The 25,102-nt window shown below is 37.5% G+C and carries 23 protein-coding genes and 1 riboswitch; of the genes, 2 read left to right on the forward strand and 21 right to left on the reverse strand.

Annotated features, from left to right (window positions below; translation table 11 throughout):
• Window positions 1-13: 13 nt before the first annotated feature.
• The 4 genes from ABH968_RS18940 to ABH968_RS18955 all read right to left on the reverse strand — a co-directional run bounded on the left by ABH968_RS18940 (window position 14) and on the right by ABH968_RS18955 (window position 4,040).
• The gene (locus ABH968_RS18940; protein ID WP_370046445.1) at window positions 14-769 is read right to left on the reverse strand and encodes an SDR family NAD(P)-dependent oxidoreductase; all 756 of its coding nucleotides are present in this window, start codon (window positions 767-769) and stop codon (window positions 14-16) included.
• Complete coding sequence (locus tag ABH968_RS18945) at window positions 766-2,508, reverse strand: methyl-accepting chemotaxis protein (RefSeq protein WP_370046447.1); 1,743 nt, start codon at window positions 2,506-2,508, stop codon at window positions 766-768. The genes ABH968_RS18940 and ABH968_RS18945 overlap by 4 nt, the downstream gene beginning before the upstream one ends.
• Window positions 2,509-2,616: 108 nt before the next feature.
• Window positions 2,617-2,702, reverse strand: a riboswitch (cyclic di-GMP riboswitch).
• A 379-nt stretch (window positions 2,703-3,081) separates the two neighbouring features.
• A complete protein-coding gene (locus ABH968_RS18950; RefSeq protein ID WP_370046449.1) occupies window positions 3,082-3,279 on the reverse strand; it encodes a hypothetical protein in 198 nt (65 codons plus the stop codon).
• 266 nt (window positions 3,280-3,545) lie between these two features.
• Window positions 3,546-4,040, reverse strand: a complete 495-nt coding sequence (locus ABH968_RS18955; protein WP_370046450.1) for a YehS family protein — start codon at window positions 4,038-4,040, stop codon at window positions 3,546-3,548.
• Between the two features lie 208 nt (window positions 4,041-4,248).
• Between ABH968_RS18955 and ABH968_RS18960 the strand changes: the two genes are divergently transcribed.
• The gene (locus tag ABH968_RS18960; protein ID WP_370046452.1) at window positions 4,249-4,446 is read left to right on the forward strand and encodes an alpha/beta-type small acid-soluble spore protein; all 198 of its coding nucleotides are present in this window, start codon (window positions 4,249-4,251) and stop codon (window positions 4,444-4,446) included.
• Between the two features lie 331 nt (window positions 4,447-4,777).
• Window positions 4,778-5,038 (forward strand): hypothetical protein, encoded by a 261-nt coding sequence (locus tag ABH968_RS18965; protein ID WP_370046453.1) that lies wholly within the window; start codon window positions 4,778-4,780, stop codon window positions 5,036-5,038.
• Here the strand turns inward: ABH968_RS18965 and ABH968_RS18970 are convergent.
• The 17 genes from ABH968_RS18970 to ABH968_RS19045 all read right to left on the reverse strand — a co-directional run bounded on the left by ABH968_RS18970 (window position 5,015) and on the right by ABH968_RS19045 (window position 24,977).
• Window positions 5,015-6,229: an MFS transporter gene (locus ABH968_RS18970; protein WP_370046455.1), complete on the reverse strand. Its 1,215-nt coding sequence runs from the start codon at window positions 6,227-6,229 to the stop codon at window positions 5,015-5,017. The genes ABH968_RS18965 and ABH968_RS18970 overlap by 24 nt on opposite strands.
• Window positions 6,230-6,593: 364 nt before the next feature.
• Window positions 6,594-8,549, reverse strand: a complete 1,956-nt coding sequence (locus ABH968_RS18975) for an ABC transporter permease (RefSeq protein WP_370046457.1) — start codon at window positions 8,547-8,549, stop codon at window positions 6,594-6,596.
• Window positions 8,539-9,303 (reverse strand): ABC transporter ATP-binding protein, encoded by a 765-nt coding sequence (locus ABH968_RS18980; RefSeq protein WP_370046459.1) that lies wholly within the window; start codon window positions 9,301-9,303, stop codon window positions 8,539-8,541. The genes ABH968_RS18975 and ABH968_RS18980 overlap by 11 nt, the downstream gene beginning before the upstream one ends.
• A 115-nt stretch (window positions 9,304-9,418) precedes the next feature.
• Window positions 9,419-10,447 (reverse strand): sensor histidine kinase, encoded by a 1,029-nt coding sequence (locus ABH968_RS18985; protein ID WP_370046461.1) that lies wholly within the window; start codon window positions 10,445-10,447, stop codon window positions 9,419-9,421.
• Window positions 10,441-11,148: a response regulator transcription factor gene (locus ABH968_RS18990; RefSeq protein ID WP_370046463.1), complete on the reverse strand. Its 708-nt coding sequence runs from the start codon at window positions 11,146-11,148 to the stop codon at window positions 10,441-10,443. The genes ABH968_RS18985 and ABH968_RS18990 overlap by 7 nt, the downstream gene beginning before the upstream one ends.
• 499 nt (window positions 11,149-11,647) lie before the next feature.
• Complete coding sequence (locus ABH968_RS18995) at window positions 11,648-12,622, reverse strand: tRNA dihydrouridine synthase (RefSeq protein ID WP_370046527.1); 975 nt, start codon at window positions 12,620-12,622, stop codon at window positions 11,648-11,650.
• Between the two features lie 504 nt (window positions 12,623-13,126).
• Complete coding sequence (locus ABH968_RS19000; RefSeq protein ID WP_370046465.1) at window positions 13,127-13,315, reverse strand: hypothetical protein; 189 nt, start codon at window positions 13,313-13,315, stop codon at window positions 13,127-13,129.
• Complete coding sequence (gene rlmD / locus ABH968_RS19005) at window positions 13,315-14,688, reverse strand: 23S rRNA (uracil(1939)-C(5))-methyltransferase RlmD (RefSeq protein WP_370046467.1); 1,374 nt, start codon at window positions 14,686-14,688, stop codon at window positions 13,315-13,317. The genes ABH968_RS19000 and rlmD overlap by 1 nt, the downstream gene beginning before the upstream one ends.
• Before the next feature lie 409 nt (window positions 14,689-15,097).
• Window positions 15,098-15,220, reverse strand: coding sequence for a cytochrome bd oxidase small subunit CydS family protein (gene cydS / locus ABH968_RS27865; protein WP_255350000.1), 123 nt, complete (start codon window positions 15,218-15,220; stop codon window positions 15,098-15,100).
• A gap of 13 nt (window positions 15,221-15,233) precedes the next feature.
• Window positions 15,234-16,259: a cytochrome d ubiquinol oxidase subunit II gene (locus ABH968_RS19010; protein ID WP_370046469.1), complete on the reverse strand. Its 1,026-nt coding sequence runs from the start codon at window positions 16,257-16,259 to the stop codon at window positions 15,234-15,236.
• Window positions 16,256-17,602 (reverse strand): cytochrome ubiquinol oxidase subunit I, encoded by a 1,347-nt coding sequence (locus tag ABH968_RS19015; RefSeq protein WP_370046471.1) that lies wholly within the window; start codon window positions 17,600-17,602, stop codon window positions 16,256-16,258. The genes ABH968_RS19010 and ABH968_RS19015 overlap by 4 nt, the downstream gene beginning before the upstream one ends.
• A gap of 377 nt (window positions 17,603-17,979) precedes the next feature.
• Window positions 17,980-18,894, reverse strand: a complete 915-nt coding sequence (locus ABH968_RS19020) for a diacylglycerol kinase (RefSeq protein WP_370046473.1) — start codon at window positions 18,892-18,894, stop codon at window positions 17,980-17,982.
• Between the two features lie 133 nt (window positions 18,895-19,027).
• Window positions 19,028-19,588 carry a thioredoxin family protein gene (locus ABH968_RS19025; protein WP_370046475.1) on the reverse strand — a complete coding sequence of 187 codons (561 nt, stop codon included), beginning with the start codon at window positions 19,586-19,588 and terminating at the stop codon, window positions 19,028-19,030.
• A 535-nt stretch (window positions 19,589-20,123) separates the two neighbouring features.
• A complete protein-coding gene (gene gatB, locus ABH968_RS19030; RefSeq protein WP_370046476.1) occupies window positions 20,124-21,551 on the reverse strand; it encodes an Asp-tRNA(Asn)/Glu-tRNA(Gln) amidotransferase subunit GatB in 1,428 nt (475 codons plus the stop codon).
• A 1-nt stretch (window position 21,552) separates the two neighbouring features.
• Entirely contained in the window at window positions 21,553-23,016 is a 1,464-nt protein-coding gene (gene gatA, locus ABH968_RS19035) for an Asp-tRNA(Asn)/Glu-tRNA(Gln) amidotransferase subunit GatA (protein ID WP_370046477.1), read from the reverse strand.
• Window positions 23,017-23,040: 24 nt separating this feature from the next.
• The gene (gene gatC, locus ABH968_RS19040) at window positions 23,041-23,328 is read right to left on the reverse strand and encodes an Asp-tRNA(Asn)/Glu-tRNA(Gln) amidotransferase subunit GatC (protein ID WP_010857153.1); all 288 of its coding nucleotides are present in this window, start codon (window positions 23,326-23,328) and stop codon (window positions 23,041-23,043) included.
• Window positions 23,329-23,843: 515 nt separating this feature from the next.
• Window positions 23,844-24,977, reverse strand: coding sequence for a CamS family sex pheromone protein (locus tag ABH968_RS19045; RefSeq protein WP_370046479.1), 1,134 nt, complete (start codon window positions 24,975-24,977; stop codon window positions 23,844-23,846).
• Between the last annotated feature and the right edge of the window lie 125 nt (window positions 24,978-25,102).

A 25,102-nucleotide genomic window follows, 5' to 3' on the forward strand; every position in this document is an offset into this window, starting at 1 on the left:
TTAGTTTTCCACATTATCCGTTCATAACGACTCCGCCATTAGGCGTTAATATTTGACCCGTATAGAAATCCGCATTTTCTGAAGCTAAAAATAATACACTCTTTGCGATTTCTTCTGGTTGAGCTAATCGTTTTAACGGATATTTAGCAGACTCTTCCTCTACATAATTTTCACCAAATTCCTTTAGGATGTCTGTAAATGTTCCACTAGGAGCTACTGCGTTGACTAATATCGAAGGCGCTAACTCACGTGCCAAAGCCTTCGTAAATGCATTAATGCCACCCTTTGCAGCAGAATAATGCGTAAATTCTTCACAACCTAAACTACCAATATCAGAAGAAATATTAATAATTTTTCCTTTGTTTCGTTCTTTCATTCTTTTTGCTGCTTCTCGGCAATTGTAGAAGCAACCGTATAAATGAACTTTAATCATTTTATCCCACTGCTCATCTGTTAAATCCGTAATGCTTGAAGCCTGTGCAAATCCAGCGTTATTGACAAGAATATCAATAGCGCCTAACTGTTTGTCCATAGATTGATACATAGCTTGAACTTGCTGAGAATCCGATACATCTGCATTAAATTTCATAGCCTGTACACCAAACTTTTCTGCTTGTGCACGAACCTCTTCTGCCTCGTTGTCATCACCAATATAATTGATGCATACATTGGCTCCTTGCTCGGCAAAACCTAAAGCAATGGCTTTGCCGATTCCTTTACTTGAACCTGTAATTAGTACATTTTTTCCTTTAAAATTAATTTCCATCATTGATCATTCTCCAATTTGAATTTTGTTACAAGTACCTGCAATTCTTCTGCTGTTTTTCCTAATGAAGAAGATGCCTCTTTCACCTCTTGCATGGTCGTCAATTGCTCTTGCGTTGCGTTTGACACATTCGATGAGAATTCAGATGACTGTTCCGCAGATTGTTTAATATTATTGACAGATGCCGCTACTTCCTCCGATGAAGCAGAAATTTGTTGAGACGCAGCCGAAATTTCGCGAATCTGACTTGCAACTTCTTCTGATGACGTGAGAATTTCTTTAAAGATTTCCCCTACTTCATTTGTAAACACCATACCAGCCTTTACATCTTCTTTTCCTTTTTCCATAACAGTAATAGAAGCGTTTGAATCAGCTTGAATTGTACTAATTAAATTGTATATTTCCGTTGCAGATTGTGATGATTGCTCCGCTAATCGTCTAACCTCGTCAGCAACAACCGCGAAGCCTTTTCCATGCTCTCCTGCTCTAGCAGCTTCGATTGCCGCATTCAAAGCTAGTAGGTTTGTTTGATCTGCTATTGCTGTAATAAGGCTTACGATATCGCTAATTTTTTTCGTATTGATATGTAATCCGTTTATTGTTGTCCCTATTTGTTCAACAGAATCATTAATCAACTCCATTTGTGCAATGACTTGCTGAACAACATGATTTCCACGTTCTGAAGCTTGAGAAGAAGAGATAGATGATTCAGCAGCTGTATTAGCAGAGTCAGCAATTTGCTGAATGCCTGTTGCTGTTTCCTCCATAGCAGCGGCTGTTTCCTCAGTCATAACCATTGAAGCCTCAGCGTTTTGCGTGATTTCCCCCATGTCTTGAGCAATATTTGTTGCGCTGTTATATGTCTCTGTTGCATTAACAGTTAGCTGATTAGCAGCAGAAGAAACGTTATCAGATGTATTTCTAATATTTAAAATGATATGTTGTAAATTTGAAACCATCGTATTAATAGATTCAGATAAATTTCCGATTTCGTCCTTCGTTATTTCTAAATCTACATTTATTAATTCCCCATTTGCTACTTGATTTGCAGCATTTACTACTTTCTTAAGTGGTTTTAATAGACGATCAATAATTATGTAAAGTAAAACTAATAAAATTAAAATTCCAATAACAGCTATAACAATTTGTTTTACGACACTTGTTTTAATGATGGTATTTATGTAGTCCGCAGAATAATCAATACCTAATAACGCAATGAGCTTGCCATTGTCATCTTTAATAGGGCTAAATACAGTTCGCCATGAACCATAAGGATCTTCGAAAATATCAGTTACCTCAGTGCTATTATTTTTAATTGCCAATTTAGCTGTTTTTACATGTTCATCTGCTAAATCAGTAAAGATTTCACCCGCTTCATATACGTCGTTCAAATTAGAAGTATAGCCTATAGGGTTAACGCCACCTGCATCCTTCACATCCCAAATATAGCTCCAACTCATAATTCCTTGTTCTTCTTGAATCTTATCGAGTTGCTTTTGAATGTTCTTAAATTCAGCATTAGTTTCTCCCTTTTCAGTCAATAAATCTTTAATGACCTCACTATCAAGATTCATAGCTGTCAATACACCAACACTTTTCAACTCTTGCTCTAAATCAACAGACATTCGATTGTTTAATTCTCTAATACTTTGCGTAGTAATAATAGCAATTAGAAGTAAAACAATAATAGAAACCGTTAGTAAAAGTTTGTTTTTTAATGAAACATTTTTCAACAACTTCATGATTATTACTTCCTCCTTTATCGTATTTTTGGCAAAAAAAATAACCTATTTCAAAAGAAATAGGCATCAAAGAATATAACTAGCAATATATGTACTTAACTAGTACTCCTTTGCAGCTCAGCCATCATAGTTTTTATTACCTTAGACCTGTAGCTTTGCGTCTCTACCTTTCAGTAGATTTGCCCATCTTTTTCCTCCTCAAATTAACACACTGGGTAAAAGTAGTCAATGTTACCAGATTAAAATACACATAATTTTTACTATTTACTATTAGTATGAAATGAAGACTATTACGTAATTTTCTCGGCCTATCCACAATTCTCTTCAAAGCATATCAATTATGCCTCGGCATAATTGTAGCTGTCGCTTTGCTTTCGCTACAGAAAACATTTGTTGCTTTCGCACAGATAAATTGCCACAGGACGTGGCGTTCTTAGACTGAGTTCCTCTATTCCAGCGGGTGTTTGGACACCCGCTGAAATAATTTAAAAACAGCTACAACGCAATATTGTAGCTGTTACTATAATTTTAAATAATCAATTACCCCTAAATGATTATTCATATTAAAGATAGTTATTTAGTTAGTGTCATGAATAAGACTGACGGTATGAATGATAAAGCAAACATACAGGAATACCACATAGATGTACGGCGTAATGAAAAACGAACTTGTTTCTTTTCTGCATAAAAAATATCTAACATCACTGAAGCAACAACAAGTGGGATCGTAACACATGCGATAGCAACTAATAAAATGTTTAAACTAAACATAAAAGCACCCCTCTGTTCGTGAACATTTATTTATCCTCTTTGTGACAACTTTATGTCAATTTCATTGTACACATTTTGGTCACAAATTGTCAACAACATTCAACTAAGAAAAAAGTGCTTTTTGTAGAATATTTTTATCTAAACATAGATTTTTGTGCAAATCCCTTCATCAAAAAAGCACCTACAAAATTGTAGGTGCTTTTTTAATCATTAATCCATTAGCTCTTCATCAAGATTTACTCTTGACAATTTAGAGAGAACGTTTTTTAATCTCTATATTTATCTGTCAGCCCTCTTAAAAAATTTCTCACAAAGCGATCGCCACATTCTTTATAGTTACGATGACTTGGATTTCTTAAAATGGCACCTAATTCGCCTTTCGAAACGCTAACGCCTCCATCATATAAAATATCGAGCATCTCGTCACTCGTTAAGGCTAACGCTATCTTCACTTTCTTTAATAGCATATTATTAGGACTCTCTTTTCCTGAAACAGGTAGTGGTCCTTCCGGCTCACCAGGCTTAGGCTTTTGAGGACCTCGTTTAAATGTAATAAATCCATTTAAAAATGCCTCTACCATTTTATTATTACATTTGATGTATTCTTCTGGTGCTTCTTCCTCATCATAAACTTTTATAAGCATGTTCAATACTTCTTCCTTCGTAAAATCCATGCCTCCTAGCTGAAATATTTTAACCATATCTGTATTTTTGATATCTAATGCATATCTTAAACGAATTAAAATATCATTGTTCGTCATTTTAAAAAACCTCCATTTTAACTGTAAAAGCGCTTCTAACAATCATATCCTCGAAATTGAAGCATTACTCTATTATAGCAGAGACATTCACAATTTTAGTTAGCTTTCCAAAAGTTACTTTACTATAGTATTTAGAATGTGCATTTTATTTTTTAACATGTATGATTAGCTAACTCTCGACCATTCTAATCACAAGGAGGTGAGATAAATGGCTAATCGTAGTTCAAATAAGCTTCTAGTTCCTGGTGTAAATGAAGCTGTTAATCAATTGAAATATGAAATCGCACAAGAATTTAATGTACAATTAGGGCCAGAAGCCTCTTCTCGTGCAAACGGTTCAGTCGGAGGAGAAATAACAAAACGCCTCGTAGAAATGGCTGAAAAACGTTCAAAAGGTTTATTATAATAATAAATTTAAAAAGAACGAATCCCTTTTTTAATTGGAATTCGTTCTTTCATGTTTTAACTTCTTTCAGCGGGTGTCCAAACATCCGCTGAAATAGAGGAACTCAGTCTAAGAACGCCACGTTCTGTGGCAACGACTGAGTGACCAACATCATGTTGGCCTAAAGCCTCCGGCGGATGTCACGGAATCGGAAAGGAGTTCACATAGGATGTTAGCCTAAAATCATCGCATCCATGCGATAACGGCTAACTGACCTGCGTCATGCAGGCCTAAGCACAAAATCGATTCCGAACACATTGTTATCTGTGCGAAAGCGAAGCGACAGCTACAAATGTTTTCTGTAGCAAAAGCAAAGCGACAGCTACAAATGTTTTCTGTAGCGAAAGCAAAGCGACAGCTACAAATGTTTTCTGTAGCGAAAGCAAAGAAACAGCAACAAATGTTTTCTGTAGCGAAAGCAAAGCGACAGCTACAAATGTTTTCTGTAGCGAAAGCAAAGCGACAGCTACAAATGTTTTCTGTAGCGAAAGCAAAGCGACAGCTACAATTATGCCGAGGCATAATTGATTTATTTAATTTCAACCGGTTGTAAAGCCTCGCTGGTCCCTTTTTTAAGAGTTAGCATCACGATAAAGGAAATGCAATATAAGGCAGCTAAGTAGATCATAACTACTGTCATATCATAACTTTGAAGAATATAACCGACAAAGATCGGTGAAAATCCTCCAATTGCTCTACCGAAGTTAAAAATCGTATTTGTAGCTGTACTTCGAATTTGCACCGGATAGAAGCTACTAATTAAAGCTCCATACCCTGCGAACATGCCGTTTGAGAAGAAGCCGACAATCGCACCACCTAATAAAATTGCAACACTTCCTGTGGCATAGGAGTATAGAAACACTGCACATGCAGAGGCTAGTAAAAAGATTCCGAATGCACGCTTTGCGCCATATCGATCCATAAATCGTCCAAACGTTAGCATCCCAATAATCATGCCAACTGCTGTACTAATTGTCCAAAGTGCCGAGCTTGAAACGGATAGACCTTGAGATTGCTGCAGCATAGATGGCAACCAAATCATTAAGCCATTGTAACCAGCAATTTGAACAGTTGCCATAACGATTAGTGATATTGTCGTCATTGATGTTCGAGGCGTTTCAAATAGTTGTGCCAGCTTACCTTTTTCATGCTGCTTATCGATTCTTTTATTTTTCTGAGCAGCCAGCCACTCAGGTGATTCCTCAAGATTTTTTCGCACAATAAATGCGAAAATGACAGGTAACACACCAACAAAGAATAAAGCCCTCCATCCTAAAGTCGGAAGCATAACGGCACTTAGTAACGCTGCTAAAATAACTCCGTATTGAGCACCTACACTAACATATGAAGAGGCTCTTCCTTGCTTATTCTTCGGCCAAGCCTCAGCAACAAGAGCCATACCAATGCCGTATTCGCCCCCTGCACCAAGACCTGCAATAAATCTATAAATATAAATTTGTTCAATATTTGTTGCTAATCCAGTTAAAGCTGTACCAAGCGCAAACAACAAGATGGTGTAAGTAAATACTTTTACCCGCCCATACTTATCAGCTAAAACCCCGAAAATTATGCCGCCCAACAGCATACCAATATTCGTTACGGAAGAAATCAGTCCACCCGTTGCAAAATCAATGTTAAATTCCGAAATAATCATTGTCATCGCAAAGGAAATAAACATAATGTCCATTCCTTCCAATGTTAAACCAGCTACTGACGCTACCACTGTTTTCTTACGATAATCCATTCTTACGTTCCTCCAGTTTTCATTGTTAAAAATCTCTTTTAGCCTATTTGAGGGAATGGATTACACAATTCTTTTCCATTCTCTTTTGAAGCCTCACGGGACTCCCTTTAAAAGAGGGTATTAATTCGCAAAATAAAAAGCCCTTCTGTCACAGGGGACAAAAAGGGCATGAGAAAACAAAGATATTGTTAGCTTAAAAAATATCACGTAGCCCTTTTCAGCCTCTCTGGACCGTATTAAAGGAAATTTATTTCGTTCATTTATATCGTTCTACATTCTATAAGATTATGATTGAAAAAGCAATGTTTTATAGTAGAAAAAATTACCTTAGCACTTAGAAAGTAGCGATAAAATGATTTATACTTCATTTTCCCTGTGTTAAATGGGAAAACATCTTCCTCCTTGCATATAGATAAAATCCTATTTGAATGATAAGATAAATTCCTGAAACGCCAAAGAACTGCCATAGTATTTCTGGATTCCTTATGACACCGCCAACATCATTTGCCATAGCAATAACATATAGAAAGGCTAAGCCCATGCCTGCTAGTGTTGGGATAAAGAATATGATTGTTATCTCCCTTGATATCATTCGCTTTACTTCTGTCGCAGTAATCCCTATACTATAAAGTTTTTGATACTTCGCTTGTTCTTTATCGATCTCTGAAAAAAGATTTAAATATAATAAAATAAAGGAACCAAAAAAGAAGATAATACTCAAAAAAGTCATGACAAAGAATAACATACCATTAGAATGGATATTACGATAATGGCCCCCTATTTTAGAGACAATTTTGAATGAGTTCTCTTGTGATACATTTTCTCCTCTAACATCTACAATTGGTGAGATCTTTTCATTATTATATCTTTCCTCTAAGCTCTTAACAGCATTTGTTGTCTCTTTCCAGTTGACAACATTAATTAAATGGAGATTCGTTGCAAAACCATTTACATGCGCTTTAAGAAACTCGAATTCGGAATTACTGACAATGATAAAATCGGAAACACCTAAAAAAGAATTAATATTACTTTCAATAATAGATTTTTTTAGTGAATAAGTGATATTGCCTTCTCTACTTGGGATTGTCCACTCTTTGATGTCTTCCTTCTCATCCCCTGCATACTCTGGTTCTACATTCAAATAGTGAAGATATTCTCGCCCTTGTAATTTTACCTCTCTTGAAGTTAAAGCATTAAAATGATCCACTGTCATTATGTTATAAAGGTTATACCAACCATCGTACGTTTTCTCATAGTAAGAATATAATGGAATCACTATATGCTGTTGAACCGGATTATCTTTATCATCTAGGATTGAATCTAGTTCTTTCATAGACAAATTATCTTTCATTTCTGGTTGGATAAACGCTATATCAAAAGGATTTTGATTCAACACTTCCTTTTCATTTAACATATAGGTGGATAATATGATAGTACTGTACAAAATGGTTATCATAATCATCATTGTCACCAGCATTAATATAGAGGTAAGCTGCTTAAATTTATAGTCTATACTCGTCAATAACAATAATCGTTGATAATAAAATTTATTATTTTGTTTCGCTAGCTCTATAAAAAAACTCATGAACTGAGAAAGACAAAGATATAATCCTACAGTCGTTATGGTAAACCAAATATATAGAAATTCACCCGCATGTGGACTAACATACGTAATAAAAAGCCCCAGAACTGATCCAATAATCAATACAAGTCCAAACACTCCAAACTTAGGGCTTTTTAATTTAATTGATTCTGTAACCTTATTGCTTTTTAAGCTTTGTATAAGATTTCGATTTAAAATAAGATAAAGTGATTTACCAATAGCAAAAAAGTAGATGATGATGAAAGTGATAATGGGAAAGTAAAACATCTTGCTATTTAACTGAAAAGAAATTTCCTCTAAGCCTACACTATTCATGAGAAGTAAAAAGAATAGTCGCGAAAATACGCCCCCTGACAGAAGCCCGATAACTATAGAAAGTAAAGCAATAATGGCATTCTCTAACAGTAATAGTTTGCTAATATCGCGATTGGTCATCCCTAACGTTATGAATAGCCCAAACTCGCTTTTTCTTCTTTTGATAAAAGTACCATGTGCATATGTAATGAAAAATATCGTAAAGACAATCAGGGCAATTCCTGGTACATTCAACATATAATCCAGAGATTCCAACTTTTTAAATTGTTCGATTTGCTCATTGAAATAGAGGGTAGAAAACATAAAGAAAAACATAACGACAAAACTATTACAGACCAAGTATAAAAGATATTTTTTATAATGCACCTTTGCCATTTTCCATACAACTTGCTTAAATGTCATGGGCTCTTCCCCCTAAGACAGCTAGATTATCAATGATTTGATTGAGAAATTCTTTCTTATTGCCCTTTTTCACAATGTAAGAATGAATAACACCATCTTTTATAAAGACTACTTTTTGACAATAGCTAGCTGCAAAGACATCATGGGTCACAAGAAGAATGGTTGCCTCAAGCTCTTGAACGATCTTTTCAAAGCATTCCATAATTACTTCTGATGTTTTCGAATCCAAATTTCCTGTTGGCTCATCGGCAAATATAATACTAGGCTCGTTAACTAGTGCTCTACTAACAGCCGTACGCTGCCCCTGTCCACCCGATACGTTATAGGGATATTTATTCAAGATCGTCTCAATACCAAAAAGCTTAGATAGGCTTTGTACCTTCTCCTCCATTTCAGCTGCGCCTTTCTTTTCCAGAATCATTGGCAACATAATGTTTTCTTTTACCGTTAAGCTATCTAAAAGGTTAAACTCTTGGAAGATGAATCCTAATTGTTGTCGGCGAAATAAAGCTAATTCATCAGCGCTCATTTCACTTATAGCTTTGCCTTCGATTGTAACTTCACCAGAGGTTGGCTTATCAATCCCACTTAATATGTTAAGTAATGTTGTTTTTCCACTTCCGGAAGGTCCCATAATGGCAACAAACTCACCTTTCTTCATTGATAAGCTTATTCCTCCCAGTGCTGTAGTGGAACCTTCTTCTAGTGATTCTCCGTATATTTTAACTATATTTCTCGCATCTAAAATAACCATTGTTCTTCCCTCCCACGGAAATCGGTATTAAATATCATTCTAAATCACAAGTGGATATACAAAAATTTGATTCACTAAAAAAACCTTACAACTCTGTAAGGTTCGGTTCTACGCTCTATACTTGAGACAAATGATTTTCTGCCGCTTGCCATCGAATCGTTACAGTTGTACCTCTCGACATTTCAGATTGGATAGTAATCGTTTGCCCAAGCTTGTCAGCTATTTTCTTACTAATATAAAGTCCGATACCTGTGGAATTGGGCATTTTTCTTCCGTTTTCTCCTGTAAAAAATGGTTGAAATACTCTATCGACATCATAAGAAGGCATACCTATCCCTTCATCAATAATAGATAATGTGATGTATTCCCCGAGACTTTCAATTTTGAAAATAAGCTGTTTCTTCCCGCTTTTTAAGCTAGAATATTTAATAGCATTGGAAACAATCTGGTCCAATAAAATTTCGTTCCATTTTACATCAGTAACTACACAGGCTTCTTCATCATCAAATTCAATGACCGGAAATATAGAATGGTAAATACATTCCCTTTTTCGCTCATTAATGACTTTTCTCAATGTAGTAAGTAAATCAACGGCATTTATGTCCAAATCAGTTTCAAAGCTTTCCATTCTCACCATCGTTAACGCTTGCTCTATTGAAGTATGTATTCGTTTGTTTTCTCGCTGAATTTTTTCAAAAAGGACAGTAGCATCCTCTGTTTTTTCTTTACTAATGATCAGTTCTATTACAGAAACAGGCGTTTTTAAAAAGTGCATCCAATGGGATAAAAAATATAGACTTTCATTTTTCTGATCCTTCATTGTATTGTATTTTCGAGTGTGTTCACTTATATTTTTCTGTAGCAATTGATAAAAAGCCTTTTGTTCCTCTGTATGTGGTTGTATTTCGACAAATTGCCCTCTTAACATAAGCTCAATTGCTTTATTCGTTTGATAGTAGTTAAGCCAATCAATTACTAAATACACAGACAATAAAAATAATCCTATCGATAATGGATAAAAAATTTCATCATTTGCCGGTTCATTTAGATGAAAAAAGGTCATAACGCCAATCATATTTATTAAATAAAACATGATTAGTAGGAACCTATCTTTTAAGAATTTTATTAAAATATGCTTTAACATTGCGAACCCCTCGTAGAATTAGAATAGTAAAACATATACCCTACTCCTCTTTTGCTCTTAATCACATCATCAAATCCTAATTCAGATAGTATATGCTTTATTCTCGTTATATTAACCGTTAATGTATTATCCTCTACGAATGTAATCGAGTCCCACACTTCCTCGATTAGCTCTTCTCTCGAAACAAATGAATTTTTATTATCTATTAATTTTTTCATTAATTTAAATTCATTTTTGCTAAGGTTAATCTTTTTCTCATGGAAAGTTAAAACAAGTGTATCGGCATCAATACATAGCTGACCAGCACACGTAAGATTTTGTCCATTTGCTGCATATTCTCCATAAACTCTTCTAATCGTCGCTTTCACCTTCGATTGCAGCATGTCAAACGTAAATGGTTTCGTAATATAGTCATCAGCCCCAAGTTCAATTGCCATAATCTGATCTAGCTCTTGATTACGAGCAGAAATAATTAAAATTGGCACATTCGACTGCTTACGAAAAGCCCTACATAAATAATAGCCATCATAATAAGGTAAATTAATATCCAATAAAACTAAATCAGGTTTAATTCTTGTAAACTCATCCTCTATATTCAAAAAGTCTTCAGGCTGTACAACAGTATACCTATAGCGCTCCAAGTTCTCTTGAATAAGCGCACTTAATTCAGTATCGTCTTCAATAAGCATAAGTTTGTACATAGTTGACTCTCCTTTTAGGCAATAGATAACAGCTATCTTGAGTAAGAGTTTTTTAAAGAATCATACTTAGGAACAATAAACAATGTGTTACATATAATACCATTTTATAATATTTAATGTATTAATAGTATCAATAAAGAAGGCGATTGAGAAATAGATAAAAATAGTGATCATTATGTAATTGGAGAAAGCTACAGTAGTAAATCACTTTCTGAAGCTGGTTTAGAGGAAAAAAATATTGCAATTGGGTGGTCCACAATAATATGGATAACGTGCACAGTTTTTTTTTACGAATTAACACATGAAATCAAAAGGCAAATTTATTAAGGGGAACTCGCATAGCTGGCCTTTACTACAAATAAATCAGCCTTATCTCTATACGAATCTGTTGGCTTTTATACGGATAAAGAAGAGATAAGATACTATACACAACTGAATTAGGCAACAAAAAAGAGGGGTTCTTTGCCCCTCTTTGCTATTTCCGCCAATACATTCTGATCTAATTGTCCCCGTCCCATTCTTTTCCAAAGTAATCAAGTAATGCACGCACTTCATCTGTTGATTTCGTGTTCATCAATTGATTTCTTAATTCACCAGCTCCACGGAAGCCTTTGACATAAATTTTGAAAAAGCGATGAAGCCCTGTGATTGAACGTGGTAGTGCTTCCGCATATTGATCTTGAAGATCAAGCTGCAATCTTAAAAGATCAAGGTACTCTTTACTGCTATGCTCTTTTGGCTCTTTTTCAAAAGCAAAAGGATTTTTAAAAATACCTCGCCCGATCATAACGCCATCAATACCATATTGCTCAGCAAGCTGCAGCCCCGTTTGACGGTCAGGAATGTCTCCATTAATCGTTATTAGCGTATTTGGTGCGATACGGTCACGTAATTTTTTGATTTCCGGAATTAGCTCCCAATGCGCATCTACTTGGCTCATTTCCTTTCTTGTACGTAAATGAATAGAAAGGTTCGCAATATCCTGTTTTAAAATATGCGTTAGCCAATCCTCCCACTCATTTACCTCTTTAAAGCCAAGTCGTGTTTTCACGCTGACAGGCAGTCCGCCCGCTTTTGCGGCTTGAATAAGCTCTGCTGCAACGTCTGGACGCAGAATAAGGCCACTACCTTTCCCTCTCGATGCCACATTCGGTACAGGACAACCCATATTAATATCGATGCCTTTAAAACCTAGCTCCGCCATACCAATACTCATTTGACGAAAATATTCGGGATTATCCCCCCAAATATGTGCCACCATCGGCTGTTCATCTTCTGTAAAAATCAAACGGCCACGCACACTTTTCATGCCCTCTGGATGACAATAGCTATCCGAGTTTGTAAACTCTGTGAAAAATACGTCCGGTCGACCGGCTTCACTTACTACGTGACGAAAAACAACATCCGTCACATCTTCCATTGGTGCAAGTACAAAAAATGGTCGTGGTAAATCACGCCAAAAATTATCTATCATTTTCAAACTCAATTCCTCTCAATATGGATACAACTTCAAACTCTCGGTCAAACAATATAACGTCGAATGTTCCACTTCTTTTACACTTATATCATGCTTAATAAAACACAAATAAATTTGACATTTATAATCTGTAAAAATCAGCAATGTTTATTTTAACGAAAATCGGTCCTGAATGGTATGTTTATAAACAAAAAGCAGATGGCATAGATTTTTGAACTGAACCCCGAATAGTGGACACTTTATTCCAAAAACATAAAAAAGCAATTCAAGATAACGGCTAATTTATCATAAAGCAATCGAATTATAAACCCTTTGATATCAAACCCACGTTCTTGAACTGCCTATTATAATGTTCTGATACCAATTATGAGGTGTATAATTTTCGTCACATATATCAAAAGTAACCTCTTCTATTCAAGCATAAGATTCAACCAAAACCCTTCCATGCTTACACAAAAAGGATGGAATATTCACTCCATCCTTTCAGAGTTCTATCATTTACTAATCAATCACCCGAGCAACATCCCTACCACAAGTCTTGCATTTCCCCTTCAATACAGGGGCATATTCTCCCTCTTGTATCGTGTACTTCACAATTTCTGTTACACCACAATTGCCACAAAATACGTTTTTCACGAGCATTTCTCTGATATCTTTCGGGATAGAGAGCCATTTTTTTGCTGCGTCCATTATGATCGCTCCTTTAGAGTTAGTTCCGTAACAACCTCCACATGCGTCGAATGAGGGAACATATCCACAGGTTGAATCTCCTGTGTTTGATAGCCCCCATCCTCCAAAATTCGAAGGTCACGTGCTAGTGTAGCTGGATTACAAGACACATAAACAACACGCTTTGGACGTTGCTCTAAAATCGTCTTTAGAAGCGCCTCATCGCAGCCTTTGCGTGGTGGGTCGACTACTAAAACATCCGCTTCGTTGCCTTCCTTATACCAACGTGGAATAACTTCCTCTGCTGGCCCTGCCTCAAAATACGTATTCGTTAAACCATTTAATTCTGCATTGCGTTTTGCATCTTCAATCGCTTGCGGGACAATTTCAACACCCATAACAGCCTTTGCTTTTTGTGCAAGGAATAATGAAATGGTGCCTATACCACAGTAAGCATCAATTACTCGTTCATCACCCTGCAGGTCAGCGTAGTCTAATGCTTGCTTGTATAGAACTTCCGTTTGCTCAGGGTTTACTTGATAAAATGAACGGGCTGAAATTTCAAAGCGAACATCGCCAATTGTATCAATAATAACGTCCTTGCCCCATAGGTTTACGGTTTCATCACCGAAAATAACGTTCGTTTTGTCGCTGTTAACATTTTGCATAATTGATGTTACATTCGGGACAAGCTTCTGGATTGTCGCAACAGCCGCTTCTTTTTGCGGGAATTTTTTCTTTTTAGTTACGACAACAACCATAACTTCACCAGTTGCTCGTGCTTTACGAATAACTACGTGGCGCAGCATTCCCTCATGTGTTTGCTCGTTATATGGTCGAATACCGATTGCCGCTAATTCCTTTTTCAAGCCTGCAAGAATAGCATCCGCTTCTCCTGTCTGAATTAAGCAACGCTCCATATCCACAATGCTATGAGACTTCGTTTTGTAGAAGCCAGCAATTGCTTGTCCTGCTTCATTTGAGGAGAAAGGAATTTGTGCTTTATTACGGTAATGCCAAGGCTCTTTCATGCCTTTCACAGGTAGGACAGGCGCATCAATTTTACCAATGCGCTGCATGACATTACGCACCATGTTTTCTTTCCATTTTAACTGACCTTCATAAGATAGGTGCTGTAATTGGCAGCCGCCACATTGCTTGAAATATTCACAAGGCGCATCTACACGATCTGGTGATGGCTTGAGAATTTCTGCAACCTTCGCAAAGCCGTAATTTTTTAACGTTTTTAAAACATGTACTTCCGCCGTTTCATTAGGAAGTGCACCTTGGATAAATAATGGATAGCCATCGACCTTTGCGACGCCATTGCCATCATGTGTTAAATCTTCTATATAAACTGGTAGTCGGTCATTTTTTTTCACGGGTGCTGACATTCGTACATCCTCCATTTCAATCTCTTTATTGTAGCATGTTGTGGCGGATGAAAAAAGAACAAGGCTTCATATTAACGGCTCGGATGTATTGAGAAAGTGAGATCAGCTCTGGCCACCAACTGATTGGGTATGCCGATAATGTAATCCGCTCTCTCCCCAAACTGCTCGGGTATGCTGACAATGTGATCCGCTCTCTCCCCAAACTGCTCGGGTAAGACAAGAATGTGATCCGCTCTCCTCTCAAACTGCTCGGGTAAGACAAGAATGTGATCCGCTCTCACTCCAAACTGCTTGGGTATCCCAAGAATATGATCCGCTCTCACACTGCTCAGGTAAACAAAAAAAGTGATCTGCCCTGCCTACCTGAGCACCCGAACAAATACATCCCCACGAGTAGAAAAAAGAGCCGCTATTCGCGACTCTTTCCCTCTTTCCTCACTGTGTGGTAATCTCTAGGTGCCCACCAGAAAGCAGCAACTACACCTAGGATGACGACTATAAAGGGTGCATAAAAAATCAAAAAACTTGCCATAGTTGTATCCCTCCTATGCGTGATTGTCTTCTTTTCCTGTCACATATTTTTTGTTGAAGAGGAATAATTTCAACAACAAGAACAGTGATGGAATCAGTAGACACAGTCCTAAAATAAACGCAATGACGAGTGCAATCGCCATCTGTGTACTTGTAAAGCTATCGTAAATTGTTAAATACGGATATAGTAAATATGGATATTGTGCGATCCCATATGCGAAGAATGCCACTGCAAATTGGGCAATCAATAATCCTACCGCAAGACCGTAATTTTTTCGCATCCATATTAACACTACAGTAATAATAAATAATACGGCTGAAATGGCAAACATCCACCATAAATTAATCATATGATTGTAACTTTCAGGGTTGATAAATTTCATTTCGTACATAATGCCGAGCGCACTCACCATTAATGGTATCGCCCAAGCAAGTGCGTATCTTCTCATTAAATTTGTGGCTTCTCTATCCTTTGCTTTATGAGCATACCAAGTTAAAAACACGGCTGAAATATAAAGTACAGCTGCAATGCTCAACACGACAATACTCCAAGCAAATGGGCTCGTATACAATGTCCAATAGTTTAGGACAGGTTGCCCGTCAACAATATCCACATAGCCACCAGCAGCAATCGCGAATACAACAGAGAGTGAGGCTGGAATGAGTAAGCCTGCTACACCATACGTCAGCGTGTAACCGATATGTCCACGTGCGCCATAGGATTCAAACGCATAGTAAGAGCCTCGTATTGCTAGGAGCACTAGCGAAATACTAACTGGAACAAGTAAAATCGTTCCATAATAGAACGCTGTTTGTGGGAAAAATCCAACAATCCCAACAAAGAAGAATACTAAAAAGACATTGGTTACTTCCCAAACAGGTGATAAATAACGCTTAATAATATTCGTTAAAATATGATTTTTTCCGATAAGCAGGCTGTAGGCATTAAAAAAGCCTGCACCAAAATCGATTGAAGCTACTATGACATAGCCAAATAGGAAAATCCATAAAACTGAAATACCTAAAATCTCTAATGTCATAAGATGTCACCGCCTTTTTCAGCATGGCGATCTTCTATTTCTCGCTCAATTGGATTCTTTTTGAACATACGAATTAAAACCACCATACTGCCTACTGCTAATACGGCATATACGCCGGTAAACAATAGCATCATTAAATCCACATGGTCACTCGTTGTGGCCCCTTCTGGTGTTCGCATTAATCCATATAAGATCCAAGGCTGTCGTCCAACTTCAGCTAGCCACCATCCTGCTTCAATTGCAATAATGGAAAGTGGTCCACCTGCAACAACAATCCATCTAAACCAACGTCTATGAATAAACTGCCAATCACGTGCTTTCCCGGTTACGTAAAGCAGTGAAACGAATGCCATGAACATGCCAATCATCACCATGAGATCAAAGAGGTAATGAATATACAGCGGTGGTCGATCTTCTTTAGCAAATTGATCTAAGCCAATTACCTCTGCATTTGGATTATTATGTGCTAAAACGCTCAAAGCATAAGGTACTTTAATAGCATATTTTACTTCTTCACCATTTAATACACCGAATAGTATAAGGGAAGCTTTATCCCCCGTTTCAAAATGCCACTCAGCTGCAGCTAGTTTTTCTGGCTGATATTCTGCTAAATATTTACCTGAAAAGTCTCCAATAATCGCTGATGCAATGGAGAAAATCAGACCAATCTTCATAAGTAGGTATAAGGATTTTTTATGGTATACATGCTTAGAACCTCTAAGTAGACGGTATCCTGCAATAGATGCTAACACAAATGCGGACGTCATGTAGGCTGTAACGAGAACATGCGCTACCTTTGTCGGCATCGCTGGATTAAACATGGCTAAAAAAGGTTGAATATTCACAAGCTGGCCGTCCACAATGTCAAATCCTTGTGGCGCATTCATAAACGCATTGACAATTGTTATAAACACAGCTGACATCGATGCACCGACAGCAACCGGAATTAATAGTAGCATATGCTTTTTCTGACTATCGAAGCGATCCCAAGTATATAAGTAGATGCCTAGGAAGATGGCTTCAAAGAAAAATGCAAACGTTTCCATAAAAAGTGGTAATGCAATTGTTTGGCCGGCAAGCTGCATAAAATTCGGCCATAGTAAAGACAACTGTAAGCCAATTGCTGTCCCTGTTACAACTCCGACTGCAACTGTAATGACAAAACCTCGTGCCCAACGTCTTGCCATTAAAATATAGTGCTCATCGTTCTTTTTATACCCAGTCCATTGCGCAATCATAATCATTAATGGGACACCCACACCAATCGTTGCATAAATAATATGGAACGATAAGGTTAGCTCCGTTAATGCTCTACTCCAAAAGACTGCTGATTCATTCACCATTTCATTGCCCCCCTAACCTCCAAATATTCTTCCAAGTATGGAAAGTAGCATGATAATTCCAACACCAAAGCTTAGCCAAATGAGCTTTCTTTCCTGTGACTTATACAAAGGCAACACTTCCTTTCCCTTATCTCTACCCCCATTTTCCACTATTGCAACGAAAAAAACCTTTATAATGGACCGGAATTTCGGCCTATTATAAAGGTTTCAAATTTTGTTCAAGTAATATACGCACATTTGCCAAACATTTTTCTTAATTCATTCACAATACCAATTATTAGAATTTTTTATATCTATATATAGGTTTTTTTGCCAATTTCAACCACTAATGAACAGGGCTCCCTCCTAAATTGAGTAGAGCCCTGTTTTAATGTTCATTACATACGGTCTTCCTCACGAATATCTGCTAGTGGAACAAAAATTTCAATATGGCGCTTTAAGTTTTCAAATGTAGCAGGTGCATCTCCACCATACTCACCATCTAAGTTTAAATGTATTTCATCTTCAGTAGATACTTTTACGACACTTGCCTTTTTATAAATCACACGATCATCATTCAAATGCTCGCCTCTTAATGCCATTGCGGCAAGCTGAATAAATTCAGGCAGGCTTACTTTTTTCAATACTAATAAAGTAAAGTAGCCATCATTAATACTTGCGTCAGGTGCAAGCTTTTCAAAACCACCTACTGAATTTGTTAAGCCACATAAAAACATCATGGCATCCCCATCAAACACTTCGCCATCATATTCGATACGCATATGGGAAGCTTTGATCGATGGGATCATTTCGACTGCTTTTACGTAATAAGCTAGCTGTCCTAGCATTGTTTTCATTTTACTTGGCACTTCATAAGTTAACTCTGTAATACGTCCGCCAGCGGCAATATTGATGAAATAGCGTTCCCCATTTAATAAACCAACATCTACCGGCAACGTTTCACCTTTAATAATGATATCAACGGCAGCTTCAATATTTCGGGGAATATGCACGGCACGGGCAAAGTCATTCGTTGTGCCCATCGGAATTAACCCTACTTTCGGGCGGTTCTCAAATGGACTAACACCTGAAACAACTTCATTTAATGTGCCATCTCCACCAACTGCAATGATTATATCAAAGCCACGTTCTACTGCATCCTTTGCTGCAATGGTTGCATCGCCTTCACAGGTTGTTGCGTGACAAGATGTCTCATAGCCTGCTACCTCTAATTTTGCCAGTACTTCTGGTAGATGCTTTTTAAACACTTCACGCCCAGATGTAGGATTATAAATGATTCTTGCTCGTTTCATAACATACCTTCCTGCTTCATAAGATTCTATTTCTTTCAACGAATTATTCGTTTAAATGTTGCATCAAGCTTCCAATAATTAACAAAAGAAAGGCTCGTCCTCATTCTCTGACATGCAGCCTTATAATTTTAAATTATTGTAATGCAGCTGTTACTTGCTTTTTAAAATCCTCATAAACAAATGTCCAATATGATTTATTCGTAATATTCTCTTCACGAATTTCAGCATATAGCGCTTTTTGTGCATCTTCAAATGTAGGATCTTCTTTATCAGGTAAAGTAGCTCGTTTACTCACTACTAGTTCCTGTAATTCTGGTGCACGTGGACCCCATTTTCCAACAACCTGACCAGCATCATCTAATAAAATATAAACCGGAATTGCACGGCCACCATTTGTTAAATAGCGATCAATTAAATCTGTATCAGCATCACGAAGTACTGCGCGCATTTCTATACCTGCTGCCTCTGCAACTCGGCGAATAACTGGATTGTTTAACATTGCGTCCCCGCACCAGTCCTCAGTAATTGTTAAAATTTTTAGATGCTTGTCCTTCAGCAGTTCGATAAAACCATCGTTTAGCGGCACTTCGAAGCCATCATAAATACGGAAGCTCTCCTCTTTTAACGTCGTCATATTATCCATATATTGTTGAATCGAAATCGCATCATCGAAATATTGTTGTTCAGTTTTCATTGATTGACCTCCTAAAGTTATATCATGTTCTATACTATATTTTGCTATGAATACTCTTTGAAGACAACTATTAAGTTCTAATTTGGTATTTTTTAGTCATATTACGATAAAATTAGATCATCACCATAACGTGCGGTTGATTTCCGTTCCAGCTGGGCGCTTTCCTGGGGGCGTCCGATGAGCCGCTTCACTCGCTATGCTCGCTCCAGGGTCTCACCTGTGACGCTAATCCCCAAGGAGTCGCCCAGCCTCCACTCCAATCAACTTATTTACATAGTAGAAGTTTTAACAAAAGTCATCCACAACTTTTGGTGATGAACCATAAAATTAAGTTCAATGAGCCGTTTTTTAATATAACTCCACTTCGGAAAGGTCAATATGTAACCTTTCTAAACTACTACCTGTTGATACTTTATGGTAATGGGGGCATTTTATCTTGTATAGATACCCCAAAGAGTCTTTTGTATGTATTCATTTTTAAAATAAAAAGCCAAGAAAACGAATTTGCTCTCTTGGCCTTCTATTGCAATTGCAATTAACGTTTTGCAATTTCTTGTTGTAATAATTTATTGACCATTGGTGGGTTTGCTTGACCTTTAGTGGCTTTCATAATTTGGCCAACTAAGAAGCCGATAGCGCGATCCTTACCGTTTTTGAAGTCTTCGATTGATTGTGCATTGTTGTCTAGAACTTCTGTAACGATAGCAAGTAATGCACTTTCATCAGAAATTTGAACTAAACCTTTTGCTTTAACGATTTCTGCTGCAGAACCGCCTTTTTCTACTAATTCAGCAAATACTTTTTTACCGATTTTAGAAGAAATTGTACCGTCAGTGATTAATTTCACCATTTCTGCAAGGTTTTCTGGCGTTAATGCAGTATCTTTAAGGTCTTTTTGTTCTGCATTAAGGTATGCAGAAACATCACCCATAAGCCAGTTTGCTGAAAGCTTTGCATCCGCACCTTTAACTACCATAGCCTCGAAGAAGTCTGAGATTTCTTTTGAAATAACAAGAACTCCTGCATCATATGGCGTTAAGCCTAATTCCTCAACATAGCGTTTTTTACGAGCATCTGGAAGCTCTGGAATTTCTGATTTTACTCGCTCTAACCATTCATCATCGATTGATAGACGAACTAAGTCTGGCTCTGGGAAGTAGCGATAATCATCTGTTCCTTCTTTCACACGCATAAGAATTGTTTTACCTGTTTTTTCATCGAAACGACGAGTTTCTTGATCAATTACCCCACCTGAAAGAAGGACATCAGCTTGGCGTAATTCCTCGTGCTCTAAACCACGGCGAACATAGTTGAAAGAGTTCAGGTTTTTAAGCTCTGTTTTCGTACCGAATTCTTCTTGACCGTATGGGCGGATTGAGATGTTGGCATCACAACGTAAAGATCCCTCTTCCATTTTACAGTCTGAAACATCTGCATATTGGATGATTGATTTTACTTTTTCAAGATACGCATACGCTTCGTTTGGTGTGCGAATATCCGGCTCAGAAACGATTTCTACAAGTGGTGTACCTTGACGGTTAAAGTCAACTAAAGAGTGGTCGCCACTGTGAGACAGTTTACCAGCATCTTCTTCCATATGAAGACGTGTAATACCGATACGTTTTGTGTAACCATCTACTTCGATATCAACCCAGCCGTTTTTACCGATCGGCTTATCAAATTGAGAAATTTGATATGCTTTCGGATTATCTGGATAGAAGTAGTTTTTACGGTCAAATTTTGTTTCTTGTTCGATTTCCATGTTTAGTGCAAGTGCTGCACGCATTGCGAAATCTACAACATTTTTATTAAGTACAGGTAGGACACCAGGATAGCCTAGGTCGATAACTGTAGTATTTGTATTTGGTTCAGCACCGAAGTGAGCTGGTGCTGGTGAGAAGATTTTTGAGTTTGTTTTTAACTCAACGTGTACTTCTAAACCAATGACTGTTTCAAAGTTCATGTTATTTTCCCTCCCAAATTTGAGGAACTTGTTTATGGAACTCCGTTGCTTGTTCGAAAGCATGAGCTACACGGTAAATTGTTGCTTCATCGAAGTATTTACCGATAATTTGTAAGCCTAGTGGTAGACCATTTTCATTACCACATGGGATTGAGATGGCTGGCACACCAGCTAAGTTCATAGGAATCGTTAAAATATCATTTGCATACATCGTCATTGGATCATCGACGTTTTCACCAATTTTAAATGCTGGTGTTGGAGCAGTTGGTCCAATGATTACGTCAAAGTCTTCAAATACTTTGTCGTAGTCTGCTTTGATAAGTGTACGTGCTTGTTGAGCTTTTTTGTAGTAAGCATCATACGTACCTGCACTTAGTGAATAAGTACCCAGCATGATACGACGTTTTACTTCATCACCAAAGCCTTGTGCACGTGTTTCTTTATAAAGGTCCATCAAATTATTAACATTTTCTGCACGGAAACCATAACGGATACCGTCAAAACGAGAAAGGTTAGAAGACGCTTCTGAAGAAGAAAGAATATAGTATGCTGCAAGTGCATATTTCGAATGAGGAAGCGATACTTCTTCTACTGTAGCACCTAAGCCTTTTAATACTTCTAATGCATCAAGCACTGATTGACGTGCCGCTTCGCCAACACCTTCACCAAGGAATTCTTTTGGTACAGCGATACGTAAGCCTTTTACGTCACCTGTAAGGGCTGCTGCGTAGTTTGGTACTTCTACGTCTGCAGAAGTTGAATCGTTTGAATCTAATCCTGCAATTGCTTCAAGTAAAAGAGCGTTGTCTTCTACATTACGAGTAATTGGCCCGATTTGATCTAAAGAAGATGCAAAAGCAACTAGACCAAAGCGAGATACACGACCATATGTAGGCTTCATTCCTACAACACCGCAATAAGCAGCTGGTTGACGGATTGAACCACCTGTATCAGAACCAAGTGAAAATGGAACTTCACCTGCTGCAACAGCTGCTGCAGACGCACCTGAAGATCCACCCGGTACGTGGTTTAAGTTCCATGGATTTTTTGTTGTTTTATAGTATGAGTTTTCATTTGAAGAACCCATTGCAAACTCGTCCATGTTTAATTTTCCGATAGTGACCATACCAGCTTCACGTAGCTTTTTAACTACTGTTGCATCGTAAATTGGCATAAAGCCTTCTAGAATTTTAGAAGCACAAGTTGTTTCTAAACCTTCTGTAACGATGTTGTCTTTAACACCGATAGGAAGACCGAAAAGTGGTCCACGCTCTTCAAATGGCACTTTGTCCATTTCTGCTGCTTGTGCAGTTGCTTTTTCTTCGTTTGAAGCAAGGAAAGCTTGTACATCGCCGTCAAGCTTCGCCACACGTTCGTATGCTTCTTTTGTTAAATCAGCGATTGTTAGGTTACCCGCTTTAATGTCAGCTTGTAGCTCCTTTGCTGAACGTTCAAATAACGTCATGAGGAATCCTCCTATGTTTTAGTATTACATGATAGCTGGTACTTTTACTTGACCATCTTCTTGTTCTTTTACATTTAACATCATTACTTCACGGTCTAAGCCTTTTGTTGCCACATCTTCACGCATTACGTTTACTAGTGGTAAAACATGAGTTGTTGGTTCAACATTCGTTGTATCTAACTCGTTTAATTGCTCTGCGAAGTCCGTAATTTTACCAAGCTGTTCAGCAAATTTCTCTGCTTCCTCTTCCGTAATTGCAAGACGTGCTAAATTTGCAACGTGCTTAACTTCTTCTTTTGTTAATTTTGCCATTTTTCACACCTCCGAATACTCATTCCATTCATTGTTTTTGTCGATAACAATAGGGTTGAATAAAGTTAACCATGCAAATAATCATAACATTTTTCATATTAAAAATCACAACTTTCACCAAAAATAAAGAAACTTTCACTACTATAACGAAGTGTCGTCTTTAGGGACTGTCTTAGGAGTCCTTCTTATAGACTTCGCTTTTCGGGAGTAGGGCGTGGATTGTGTCGCTGTGCTTTCTTTTATCCGGTGTTTCGTTGGCTCTATCCGTCGTTTCGATCGCTCTTTCCGTCGCTCTGGGGAATCTTTCCGTCGCTTTGGCTCTTCTATCCGTCACTTCGCCGAGGCTTTCCGTCGCTCTTTTTTCTATCCGTCGTTTCGATTGCTCTTTCCGTCGCTCAGGGGACTCTTTCCGTCGCTCCAAGTAGTCTATCCGTCACTCCAAGTAGTCTATCCACCTATTATTGAATCTATTTTTCTTCCACAAAAAATATAGTCAGCACGAGGCTGACTATAAATTAATAGATATGGACGTATGGTTCTTTTTCGTTGGCATTCTTTACGATTAATGCCTCCGGACCGTTAATTGAGGTAATATTTACTTCAACATTGATGTTATCAAATTGATTGATAAGAACACCTGTTAAATATTGAGTAAAGCCTATAATTTCAAGCTTGCCGAAGAATTGGATTGGCACTTCAATCGTTAGCTTTTGAATTTTTTTATTTTGATAGAAGCCTGTTCCTATTACACTAGTATAGTTAGAAAAGTATTTATCTACATCTTGTTTAAAATTCTTAAAGTTATTACTAACATCTCGGTATACATCCTGTGTTTCACTCGTTGGGAACAGTACATATTCTTCATCATTAGTTTTCCAATCAGCTACGTCGTTTTGTCCTGCTTTTGCTACGCCATAGCTAAAATACGTTCCTGGAATAATGTCATTGCGAGCTTTTTGTTTAAATAAGCCTACTACAATCGGTATATCTTTCAATTCATCACGAGTTCTTAGGCGAGACACAATTTCAGCGGCCATCTTCTTTCCTTGCTCAACAAGTTTTGCCTCCGGAATTGGTTGCTCATAGTAATCCCCATACTTTTCTTTTTGATAGTAATAAATAGAGTTTAAGGAAAGTCCTATCGAAATACCACCTAATTTTACTTTGTTATCACTAGTTTTTGTTAAATAATTTTGCTCAACAATATGTGATAAATAGATTGGAGCCTTTGTTGCACGTTCTTCTGCCGACATTGAGTCCGTCGTTGGAGGATTTAAACCCTCCTTCGTTTGTGAACTACGTGCAAGCCAATCTGTCACTGTGCTTTCCGCTAAATATTGCCCCTCTTGGAAGAAGTAGTTTTCTGTGTCAAACTCATTTTGAGAAAGACGCATTAAACCTGTTTCTACTTCCTTCATATCATATTTCGTAAAGATATTTGAAACTACTAATCCTCTGCTGGCACTTTGTTTATAAGGTGTTAGCGTTCTATAGTATGATTCATCAATCTGTATACTTGGAATAATCGTTGTTTCCGCTTTTTCCTGTTGCGTATCCTGTGTAAGCTCTGTTTCCTTCTTATCAGAAGGCACACAGCCGACTAGCATTGCAGCAGCGACAATTGCTGGAATGAGTCGAAATGACTTCATTATTTTTGTACTCCTTTACTGAAAATCAAATTCTGCTCGACGAATTGTTCATACCTGCCTGTGGAAAGGACGGACAATTCATCTTACTTTACTATAATATTTAGATCATCACCATAACGTGGGGT

Source organism: Lysinibacillus sp. RC79, from assembly GCF_041262405.1.
Taxonomy (GTDB): Bacteria; Bacillota; Bacilli; order Bacillales_A; family Planococcaceae; genus Lysinibacillus.

Bases quoted from the DNA above. Each gene is read 5' to 3' on its own strand.
- ABH968_RS18950 (WP_370046449.1), bottom strand. From the start codon at position 3,279: ATGTTTAGTTTAAACATTTTATTAGTTGCTATCGCATGTGTTACGATC.
- ABH968_RS18970 (WP_370046455.1), bottom strand. From the start codon at position 6,229: ATGGATTATCGTAAGAAAACAGTGGTAGCGTCAGTAGCTGGTTTAACA.
- ABH968_RS18955 (WP_370046450.1), bottom strand. From the start codon at position 4,040: ATGACGAACAATGATATTTTAATTCGTTTAAGATATGCATTAGATATC.
- ABH968_RS19045 (WP_370046479.1), bottom strand. From the start codon at position 24,977: ATGAAGTCATTTCGACTCATTCCAGCAATTGTCGCTGCTGCAATGCTA.
- cydS (WP_255350000.1), bottom strand. From the start codon at position 15,220: ATGGCAAGTTTTTTGATTTTTTATGCACCCTTTATAGTCGTCATCCTA.
- gatC (WP_010857153.1), bottom strand. From the start codon at position 23,328: ATGGCAAAATTAACAAAAGAAGAAGTTAAGCACGTTGCAAATTTAGCA.
- ABH968_RS18945 (WP_370046447.1), bottom strand. From the start codon at position 2,508: ATGAAGTTGTTGAAAAATGTTTCATTAAAAAACAAACTTTTACTAACG.
- ABH968_RS18985 (WP_370046461.1), bottom strand. From the start codon at position 10,447: ATGTTAAAGCATATTTTAATAAAATTCTTAAAAGATAGGTTCCTACTA.
- ABH968_RS18995 (WP_370046527.1), bottom strand. From the start codon at position 12,622: ATGATAGATAATTTTTGGCGTGATTTACCACGACCATTTTTTGTACTT.
- ABH968_RS19025 (WP_370046475.1), bottom strand. From the start codon at position 19,588: ATGAAAACTGAACAACAATATTTCGATGATGCGATTTCGATTCAACAA.
- ABH968_RS19020 (WP_370046473.1), bottom strand. From the start codon at position 18,894: ATGAAACGAGCAAGAATCATTTATAATCCTACATCTGGGCGTGAAGTG.
- ABH968_RS19015 (WP_370046471.1), bottom strand. From the start codon at position 17,602: ATGGTGAATGAATCAGCAGTCTTTTGGAGTAGAGCATTAACGGAGCTA.
- ABH968_RS19000 (WP_370046465.1), bottom strand. From the start codon at position 13,315: ATGGACGCAGCAAAAAAATGGCTCTCTATCCCGAAAGATATCAGAGAA.
- ABH968_RS18975 (WP_370046457.1), bottom strand. From the start codon at position 8,549: ATGACATTTAAGCAAGTTGTATGGAAAATGGCAAAGGTGCATTATAAA.
- ABH968_RS18990 (WP_370046463.1), bottom strand. From the start codon at position 11,148: ATGTACAAACTTATGCTTATTGAAGACGATACTGAATTAAGTGCGCTT.
- gatA (WP_370046477.1), bottom strand. From the start codon at position 23,016: ATGACGTTATTTGAACGTTCAGCAAAGGAGCTACAAGCTGACATTAAA.
- ABH968_RS18940 (WP_370046445.1), bottom strand. From the start codon at position 769: ATGATGGAAATTAATTTTAAAGGAAAAAATGTACTAATTACAGGTTCA.
- ABH968_RS18980 (WP_370046459.1), bottom strand. From the start codon at position 9,303: ATGGTTATTTTAGATGCGAGAAATATAGTTAAAATATACGGAGAATCA.
- ABH968_RS18965 (WP_370046453.1), top strand. From the start codon at position 4,778: ATGTTTTCTGTAGCAAAAGCAAAGCGACAGCTACAAATGTTTTCTGTA.
- ABH968_RS18960 (WP_370046452.1), top strand. From the start codon at position 4,249: ATGGCTAATCGTAGTTCAAATAAGCTTCTAGTTCCTGGTGTAAATGAA.
- rlmD (WP_370046467.1), bottom strand. From the start codon at position 14,688: ATGTCAGCACCCGTGAAAAAAAATGACCGACTACCAGTTTATATAGAA.
- gatB (WP_370046476.1), bottom strand. From the start codon at position 21,551: ATGAACTTTGAAACAGTCATTGGTTTAGAAGTACACGTTGAGTTAAAA.
- ABH968_RS19010 (WP_370046469.1), bottom strand. From the start codon at position 16,259: ATGACATTAGAGATTTTAGGTATTTCAGTTTTATGGATTTTCCTATTT.